General features: G+C 63.7%; 8 protein-coding genes and 1 pseudogene. 3 read left to right on the plus strand and 6 right to left on the minus strand.

Going from position 1 to position 8,167, the window contains the following annotated elements:
- Nucleotides 1-333 (plus strand): annotated as a pseudogene (locus A5782_RS01220) (hypothetical protein); the annotation flags it as partial.
- Nucleotides 334-353: 20 nt separating this feature from the next.
- Here the strand turns inward: A5782_RS01220 and A5782_RS27140 are convergent.
- From A5782_RS27140 to A5782_RS01240, 5 genes are all read right to left on the minus strand, one after another.
- Nucleotides 354-791, minus strand: coding sequence for an ANTAR domain-containing protein (locus A5782_RS27140; protein ID WP_082942731.1), 438 nt, complete (start codon nucleotides 789-791; stop codon nucleotides 354-356).
- Nucleotides 792-812: 21 nt separating this feature from the next.
- The gene (locus A5782_RS01225) at nucleotides 813-1,646 is read right to left on the minus strand and encodes an HAD family phosphatase (RefSeq protein ID WP_067093937.1); all 834 of its coding nucleotides are present in this window, start codon (nucleotides 1,644-1,646) and stop codon (nucleotides 813-815) included.
- Nucleotides 1,643-3,154 carry a mannitol dehydrogenase family protein gene (locus tag A5782_RS01230; protein WP_156623754.1) on the minus strand — a complete coding sequence of 504 codons (1,512 nt, stop codon included), beginning with the start codon at nucleotides 3,152-3,154 and terminating at the stop codon, nucleotides 1,643-1,645. Before A5782_RS01230 ends, A5782_RS01225 begins: the two co-directional genes overlap by 4 nt.
- Nucleotides 3,155-3,225: 71 nt before the next feature.
- Nucleotides 3,226-4,074, minus strand: coding sequence for an inositol monophosphatase family protein (locus A5782_RS01235; RefSeq protein ID WP_156623751.1), 849 nt, complete (start codon nucleotides 4,072-4,074; stop codon nucleotides 3,226-3,228).
- A 3-nt stretch (nucleotides 4,075-4,077) separates the two neighbouring features.
- Nucleotides 4,078-5,481 carry a hypothetical protein gene (locus A5782_RS01240; RefSeq protein ID WP_156623752.1) on the minus strand — a complete coding sequence of 468 codons (1,404 nt, stop codon included), beginning with the start codon at nucleotides 5,479-5,481 and terminating at the stop codon, nucleotides 4,078-4,080.
- Between A5782_RS01240 and A5782_RS01245 the strand changes: the two genes are divergently transcribed.
- Both A5782_RS01245 and A5782_RS01250 read left to right on the plus strand, forming a co-directional pair.
- Entirely contained in the window at nucleotides 5,474-6,403 is a 930-nt protein-coding gene (locus tag A5782_RS01245) for a TIGR03564 family F420-dependent LLM class oxidoreductase (RefSeq protein WP_197694068.1), read from the plus strand. The two genes, A5782_RS01240 and A5782_RS01245, sit on opposite strands and share 8 nt — an antisense overlap.
- 187 nt (nucleotides 6,404-6,590) lie before the next feature.
- Nucleotides 6,591-7,382, plus strand: a complete 792-nt coding sequence (locus A5782_RS01250; protein ID WP_067093950.1) for an SDR family oxidoreductase — start codon at nucleotides 6,591-6,593, stop codon at nucleotides 7,380-7,382.
- Here the strand turns inward: A5782_RS01250 and A5782_RS01255 are convergent.
- Nucleotides 7,375-8,167: MMPL family transporter (locus tag A5782_RS01255; RefSeq protein WP_156623753.1), on the minus strand; the 793-nt coding region annotated here is incomplete at its 5' end. The genes A5782_RS01250 and A5782_RS01255 overlap by 8 nt on opposite strands.

The following is an 8,167-nucleotide window of genomic DNA, read 5'->3' on the forward strand; positions in this document are numbered from 1 at the left end:
GCCAGCCGGCGGGATGGCGGCCACTGGATACTGCCCGAGCTGAGCACCGAACTCGCGTCACCGGACGCCGCGCTGCACATCGGTCCCCAGCACGTCGTCCTCGAGACCGCGGCGATCGGTCTCGCCGCGGACGTGGCGGGAACCACAAAGTTGCAGGTCGTCAGCTGGCATGTCATGTTCATGTCGCGTGGCAAGGTCGGACCCTTCCGGGTCGAGGGCACCGCGCATCCGGGCGGACCCGGGCGGGTCGGCGCGCGCATGCTGCTGCACGACGAGGGCAACGCCGACAAGGCCGTGACCTCCGCCGCGGCAGTCTTCGACATCATCGGCTGAGCAGGGTTCGGCTAAACCGGTCAGCACCGGGTGGCTTCCCGGACGAGCTGGCGCCTAAGCTCAGCGTCCTGGTCGCGGGCTGCACTTTGCGCGGCGTGTGCAGCATCGGGTGGCAGCCGCCGCAATGTCGAGTGTGCACCCCTGACGAGTCGGCGTGAAACCGCTTCCACAGACCGATCGGACTGTTCTGCTAGCCGTTTCAGAAGCCCGAGCGCTGCGCCGGCACTGATGCCGAAACGCTCACTGAGAACGCCTTCGGCTTGAGCGATGACCTCTCGGAAACTCAGCTCCGGGCCTGATTGGCACTCGTGGCCCACGTTGTTCCACGCCAGCTCCGCGACCCGCAGAACACTGGCTCGGTCAGTATCAATCACGTTGCCTCCTTTCGGCAGTACGCGACCGCGCTGCCGCCGCGGTCGAAACACAAAGCTTCGCAATAAGTTGCGCAGGGTCGGCACTCGACCGAGAGCAGGTTTAGGTTATGGTCTCCGGAGTAAGAAATCGGCGATCGCAGCCCAGGAATTGCTGATTGCGTGAGCTCCAGATCGCGCGAGTTCTGTTGCGCGAGAACAGCGTTCATTGGCAGGGACGAACGTCAGATTGCCGATGGTGATGAAACCGGCCGCCACCGCCGAAAGAATTCCGGGAACCGAGTCCTCGATGGCCAGTCCCTGCGTCGTTGTGACACCCAGTGCCTCACCGGTCAGTGTGTACACCGCCGGATCGGGCTTGCTAGTGGGGACCGGGAATGAATCCTCCGCGCTGAACCGCAACTCGCAGGGAATGAAGGCGTCGAGGCCGGTCGCGGCAAAACAGGCGTCGAGGCGGATGAGAGCGCTTGAACTCACCGCCGCCAAACCGTACCGGCCGTACAGGGCCTTTAATGGCTCCAGCACACTAGAGTCTGGCCGAAGCGCCGTGGCCAAATGGGCGGTCACGTGATCGCGTTCGCGACGCACCCAGGCTTCAAGCTGATCGAGGGTTAGCGCGCGATCCGCTAGGACGTCGTCGTTTGTGGCGAGGACGGCTTGTGGGTGGCATGAGGCAACTGGCTCTTCGATGGGCACACCACCGGCTACCGCAAGGTCAAGGGCGGTGGCCCGAAAATTCTTTCCAGTCGTTTGTTTTCGAAGCTCTTCCGCTGTGTACCGGGCGGGGACGCCAAATCTGGTTAGGAACTGGTTAGTGACCTCAACGGAGGCGGCGAACGCCGGTTCTTCGGATGGGAATAGATTGCCATCTGCGTCACAGAGTATGGTGTTAACAGGGTCTACCGTGAACGGTCGGATGGTAACGAACTTCTCGTTGCTCACCGCGCCACCAACTTTCGAAGATCTCCTCCAACGTGCCGGCGAAGCGTGCCCACCACACCGTGCCTGTCAAGAGCATCGATCATCTGGCCCAGCCGATCTATAAGGCCGGGAATCAACCGAAGATCGCCGAAGACATCACGATTGCGCAGCAGCGGGTCGGGATAACGTCTACCGAGCGCCGCCAATGTATTCAACAGTTTTGCCTGGGGATCTTCGATGTGAATCTTGCGGCCATGAAGGTCTTCTCCTTGGAGGTAGCGCACCCATCCGGCGAGCGCCAGCATAAGCAGCGTGTGCGGGCGGCCGGCGGCGATCGCTTCGTGCAGGGATGGAAGTAGGTAGGCAGGCATCTTTTCCGAGCCGCGGCATGCCAACCGTGCCAGTTGGTCACCAATGCTCGGATTGCGGAAGCGCTCAAGTGTTGTGGCGCAATAGTCAACGATGTCGATGTTAGGAACGGTGGGAAGCAGAGGCGATATCTCCTGATACATGAGCTGTTCGACGTAGCGGCTCAGGATGGGGTCGCTCATCGCCTCATGAATGTTTTCGTACCCCGCGAGTATCCCTAAATAGGCTATGGCACAATGACTTCCGTTGAGCAGCCGTGTCTTGACCAGCTTGAGTCTCGTGACGTCGGCAACCAAGTCGACCCCGACCTCTTCTAAAGGCGGCCGGCCATTGCAGAATGTGTCTTCGATGATCCACTGGCGAAAAGGCTCTGTTAGCACCGGACACCTATCGGCTATTCCGACGTTACGTACGACGAATTGCCTTTCAGCCGATGTGATTTTCGGAGTGATGCGGTCGACCATGGTCGACGGAAACGCGACGTGACGGTCGATCCAACGTCCAAGAGCGGGGTCGCGCAGGCTGGCGAACGACACCAATGCTGTGCGGGTTGCATCGCCGTTGGAGGGCACGTTGTCGCAGGACACTAGGGTGAATGGGGCTTTACCGGCTCTGCGGCGTCGGTTCAACGCCTCGGCGAGGTATCCCCAGGTGGTGCTGAAGTGGTTCGGCATGCGCATGTCGGCCCGAACGTCGTCTCGTCCGGGGTCGAATTCGCCGGTGCGCTTGTCGATGCAGTAGGCGTCGCCCGTGATCGTCAAAGTGACCATTCGGGTACGCTCATCGGTGAGCGCGTCGAGGACGGCGGACTGGTCTTCCCGGGCATAATGCATCTGGCAAATGGAGCCAACAATTCGGGCGGCATCCCGACCGTGACTTCGCTGAACAACGGTGTATAGCCAGTCTTGTTCCGACAGCAGCTCTTTCATCCGGCCGTGGTGGAGGCTCACCCCGGTAATGCCCCAGTCTCGTGTAACGCCGCGTTGGGCGAGTTCATCGAAGTAGACAGCCTGGTGTGCGCGATGGAAGTTTCCGACTCCGATGTGCACGATCGAGCGTCCCAGTGACGACCTGTCATACGTGGGCACGTCAACTCGTCTTGAGTGAAGTTGCAGCGTTGAGCTGCTTAAGGGGATGGCGGTTTGGCGCTGAAAGCGCACAACGTTAGGCACGAGCGCTCCTGAGAAAACGAAAGAGATTAGGAAAGCGCTGGTGCTAAACGCCCAAGCACTCAGGTACCCGGCGCACCGCTAGACAAACTTCGACGACCGTAGATCGGTGAAATCAACTGTTGCAGGGCCACCCAAAGCGTCGGCGGCGCCGCCAGCACATCACCGCTTTGCGGCCACATGCCTGGCGTCGGTCCCGAGAGATCACCGACCGTTCCGCCCGCCTCCTGTACGAGCAGGGCTCCCGCCGCTCCGTCCCACACCCGGAGACCCGGTGCCCAGACCCCGTCCGCACGCCCTGTCACCAGCTGTGCGAGCGCGCTGGCGGCGCTGCCGCCGCGACGGACGTCACGCACATGGGGAACCAGGGCGTCGACCATCGACCCCGCCATCGCTCGCTGCTCGGCGCGCCCCAGATTGAGCTCTATCAATGCGCGGTCGAGTGAATCGCGATCGGCGACGGTGATACGGCGTCCACCCGCCCAAGTCCCCCCGCCGCGATACGCCGTCGTCATCGTGCCCAACACGGGCTCGCAGACTGCTGCCGCCAGCAGGCGGCGGTCGTCGCCCTGGATGGCGGCGACACTGACCGCCCAGTCAGGCCGCTTATACAAGTAGTTGGTGGTGCCGTCGATTGGATCAACCGCCCATTCCACACCGCTCGTGCCCGCTACCGCGCCGCGTTCCTCTGCGAGCACACCGTCACCGGGACGGGCCCGTAACAGCTCGGCGATGATGGCGTCCTCCGTGTCGCGATCGGCGCGACTGACGAGGTCGCGCGGACCGTTCTTCTCCTCGATGTCGAGGGCATCGATCTGGGGTAGCCACCGCATCGCGACGCGCGAGCCCGCCTCAGCCGCCGACTCGGCGACCAACATCAGCTCCCTCGCCGCCGCAGAGGCACCGCCCACTGGCTATACCTCTTTGCCGCATCTACCGGGGCGCTGCATCGCCTGCCACGTGGTTTCTCCGATTGCAAGTCTCGCTATGGTGGCGAAAGTTCTGTGAGCGAGCCGCGCACGGGGGCGAGTTCGGCTCAGGCTTGCCAGGGTGCGCGTGGTGAAGAATTGGTACGCACAGATCATCAGAAGCCACGGCGAGCTTGCCAGCAGCGGTCGCGGTGTAGCAGTGACCGATAAAGTCCCTAGCAATGACAGAGCGGCGAGGACGACGACCAGAGCCCGTCTGCGCGAGATGGACACCGCGATGAGCGTTGCCGCGGCGCCGACCGCAGCGACGCAAACGGTAATTTCGACGGAGCAGGGGCTGACCAGGAGTCGTCCCGACGCGGCGGCACCGGCGCCCGCGACAACGGCGGCTAAGTTCCATGGGGCCGTCAACGCCGTCCGCTGCCGCAACGGCGCCCAATCGGCAACCTTGGTGACTCCGGCGCCGACGTGGGACGGGAGCCATCGGATGAGGGCCAGTTGATGCTCGCGCGCCTGATCGGGGCGGGCGTTCCATGCGACGCGCCCATCGCGGATCGCGGCAAAGGACGCGGCCTCCACGGCCCAGCGGCAAGTGACGAACGCGACTCCGTAGCCCCATAACGCCACCACCGCCGCGAAAAATAGCTCCGGTCTTTTCCACGGATCCACCGCCACAGCGAGTCCAACCAATCCCCGAACGGCATATCCGGAGCCCACGGCCAACCACAGCAACACCACACTTCGGATCGGCACACAAGCGGCGTGGCCTCGACCCGTGGTCGCGGACCGTAACAATTCATAGGCGATCGCGACACCGAACACACCGGCGCCACCGAGTCCAAGGATCCCGCCGAGGTGAAGATCCGGGAACGCCAAAATCACGACACCAGCGAGCGCCAACCTCAGCGCCGCGATGGCGCAACTTGCCGAGACATGGAAACGTGCGCGAGACAAGGGGCCGGGTAGGCGCCCACGTGTGGTGCTTGACGGATGATTCTGGTCAGCGACGAACCCGCGCACGTCATTCCATTGATAGCGTGCCTGATATACGAGCAGTTCGATGACGATCATCACGACGAGCGCGCGCAATAGCAACATGCCGTTCACCTCGCCGGTGCTAAGTACGCCCAATGCGCACGTCGTCCCGACAAGCCAGCCCTTAGTCACATCCTTGGGTCTGGGCAGCAGCAGATACCTCGCCAAGCTGCGCTGCCGCGGCGGGGACACCGTAATCGCGCGCCGCGCATAAGACCCGACGACTGTCACCCCCGGCGTGTTCCCCCCGGCCGGCATAGGAAACAAACGGGCACCACTGAAAAGCTTGGCCGTAAAGATGAAGCGACGATAACCTTTCCACTGCGGGGGAGCGCAGAGGAGCGGGATGGTCATGCAGGTCTCTATGTTCGGGCAACTCAGTGGATCGGGCAGCCAATCGCCCATCGACGCGACGATCGCCAACCTCGCGATGCTGCGCGACGAAGGCTTCAAACGCGTGTGGATGAGCCAATTGCCTTATGAGCCAGATCTTCTCACAATCCTGGCCATCGCGTTGCACGAGGTCGACACAATCGAGGTGGCCAGCGGTGTGGTGCCGATTCAGAACCTGCATCCGATGCTCATGGCGCAGCGCGCCCTGACGCTGAGCCTTGCCTCGGGTGGCCGGTTCACGCTCGGGCTCGGCATGACCCATCAGGCCGTCACCGAGGGGATGTGGGGCATTCCCTGGGACAAGCCGGTGCGCAGACTGAACGAATACCTCGACGGACTGTTGCCCCTGCTGGCCGGTGAAGCCGCCGCCGCGGAGGGGGAGACGGTGACCACCCGCGGTGCGCTGATGATCTCGGGGGCGCCGCGCCCCGACGTGTACATCGCAGCCCTGGGTCCGCAGCTGCTCAAGCTCGCTGGGCGGCGCACCTCGGGCACCTGCACCTGGATGACCGGACCCAAGACGCTGGCCGAGCATGTCGGGCCGACGCTGCGGCAGGCCGCCGCCGATGCCGGGCGCGAGGGCGGGGTGCGCGTCGCCGCGTCCTTGCCCGTCAGCGTCACCGACGACGTCGACGCCGCCCGCAAGCAGGCGGCCGAACAGTTCGCCATCTACGACCAGCTGCCGTCCTATCGCGCGATGCTCGACCGCGAGGGTTATGCGGGGCCGCAGGACGCCGCCATCATTGGCGACGAGGACACCGTCCGCGGCCGGCTCGACGAACTGCGCGCCGCCGGCGTCGACGAGTACGTCGCCGCGGCATTCGATCCATCGCCGGAGGGCCGGGCTCGCACGCGGGCGCTGCTGCGGGCGTACGACTCCTGATCCGAAGAATCATCTGGCCCAGTTCCGTCCTCTCGCAACGGCGTTCAGCCGTGCGGCGCCAAACTGCTCGGGTCCGCCCCGATGCGCCCGCGACTGACATCGTGAATGTCGTGCCGGAAGGCTATGGCCATACATAGCCTTCGGTACGTATGGTGCATAGACGAACCCAGGCGACAGGAGAAACGCAGTGGCAGAACGGTTGGCGGGAAAGGTCGCCTTGATCAGTGGCGGTGCCCGGGGGATGGGCGCATCGCACGTGCGGTCGCTGGTCGCCGAGGGAGCCAAGGTCGTCTTCGGTGACATCCTCGACGACGAGGGCAAGGCGGTAGCGGCCGAAGTCGACCCCCATTCCCAAGCGGTCCGGTACCTGCATCTCGACGTGACGAAGCCCGGGGATTGGGATGCGGCGGTGGCGACCGCCCTGAGCGAGTTCGGCCGCATCGACGTGCTGGTCAACAATGCGGGCATCATCAACATCGGCACCCTCGAGGATTACGCGCTGTCGGAGTGGCAGCGAATCCTCGACATCAATCTGACGGGCGTGTTTCTCGGCATCCGCGCCGTGGTCAAACCGATGAAGGAAGCGGGCCGGGGATCGATCATCAACATTTCCTCGATCGAAGGCATGGCCGGCACCATCGCATGCCACGGCTACACCGCAACCAAATTCGCCGTGCGGGGACTGACCAAGTCGGCCGCGCTGGAACTGGGCCCGAGCGGCATCCGGGTCAACTCAATCCACCCCGGGCTCATCAAGACTCCGATGACCGACTGGGTTCCCGACGACATCTTCCAGACGGCGCTGGGGCGGGCCGCCCAACCCGTGGAGGTCTCCAACCTCGTGGTCTATCTGGCCAGCGACGAGTCCAGCTATTCCACCGGCTCGGAGTTCGTCGTCGACGGCGGCACCACCGCCGGCCTGGGACACAAGGACTTCTCCAACGTCGCGACCGACGCGCAGCCGGACTGGGTTACGTAGCGGCGGTAACGGATTCGGCTTCCTTGGCCGGTTTGGGCCAGGGTGATGGAACCGGGCGTTGACGGACACGTTGCGGCCACCAGAACCACTTGCCCAGCAGCGCGGCAATGGACGGTGTCATCAGCGACCGCACAATCAAGGTGTCGAACAGCAGACCCAGTCCGATCGTGGTACCGACTTGGCCGATGACCGTGAGCTCGCTGACCGCCATCGTCATCATGGTGAAGGCGAACACCAGCCCCGCTGACGTCACCACCGAGCCGGTGCCGCCCATCGACCGGATGATGCCGGTGTTCAGGCCGGCGTGGATCTCCTCCTTGAACCGTGCCACCAGCAGCAGGTTGTAGTCGGCGCCGACCGCCAGCAGGATGATCACGGACATGGCCAGCACCATCCAGTGCAATTCGATGCCGATCAGGTGCTGCCAGATCAGCACCGAAAGCCCGAAAGACGCGCCCAGGGAGACCAAGACGGTTCCCACGATGACCGCCGACGCCACCACGCCTCGGGTGATGATCAGCATGATGATGAAAATCAGGCACAGTGCGGCGATTCCGGCGATCAACAGGTCGTAGTTGGCGCCGTCTTGCATGTCTTTGAACGTGGCGGCGGTGCCCGCGAGGTAGATCTTCGAGCCCTCCAGCGGCGTGCCCTTGAGTGATTCGTAGGCGGCCTTCTTGATCGCGTCGATGTGCGAAATGCCTTCTTGCGACATCGGATCACCGTCATGGCTGATGATGAAGCGCACGGCATGCCCGTCAGGGGAGATGAAGTTCTTCATGCCC

Origin of the sequence: Mycobacterium sp. 852002-40037_SCH5390672 (genome assembly GCF_001665875.1) — a bacterium.
In the GTDB taxonomy this organism is placed as follows: Bacteria; Actinomycetota; Actinomycetes; order Mycobacteriales; family Mycobacteriaceae; genus Mycobacterium.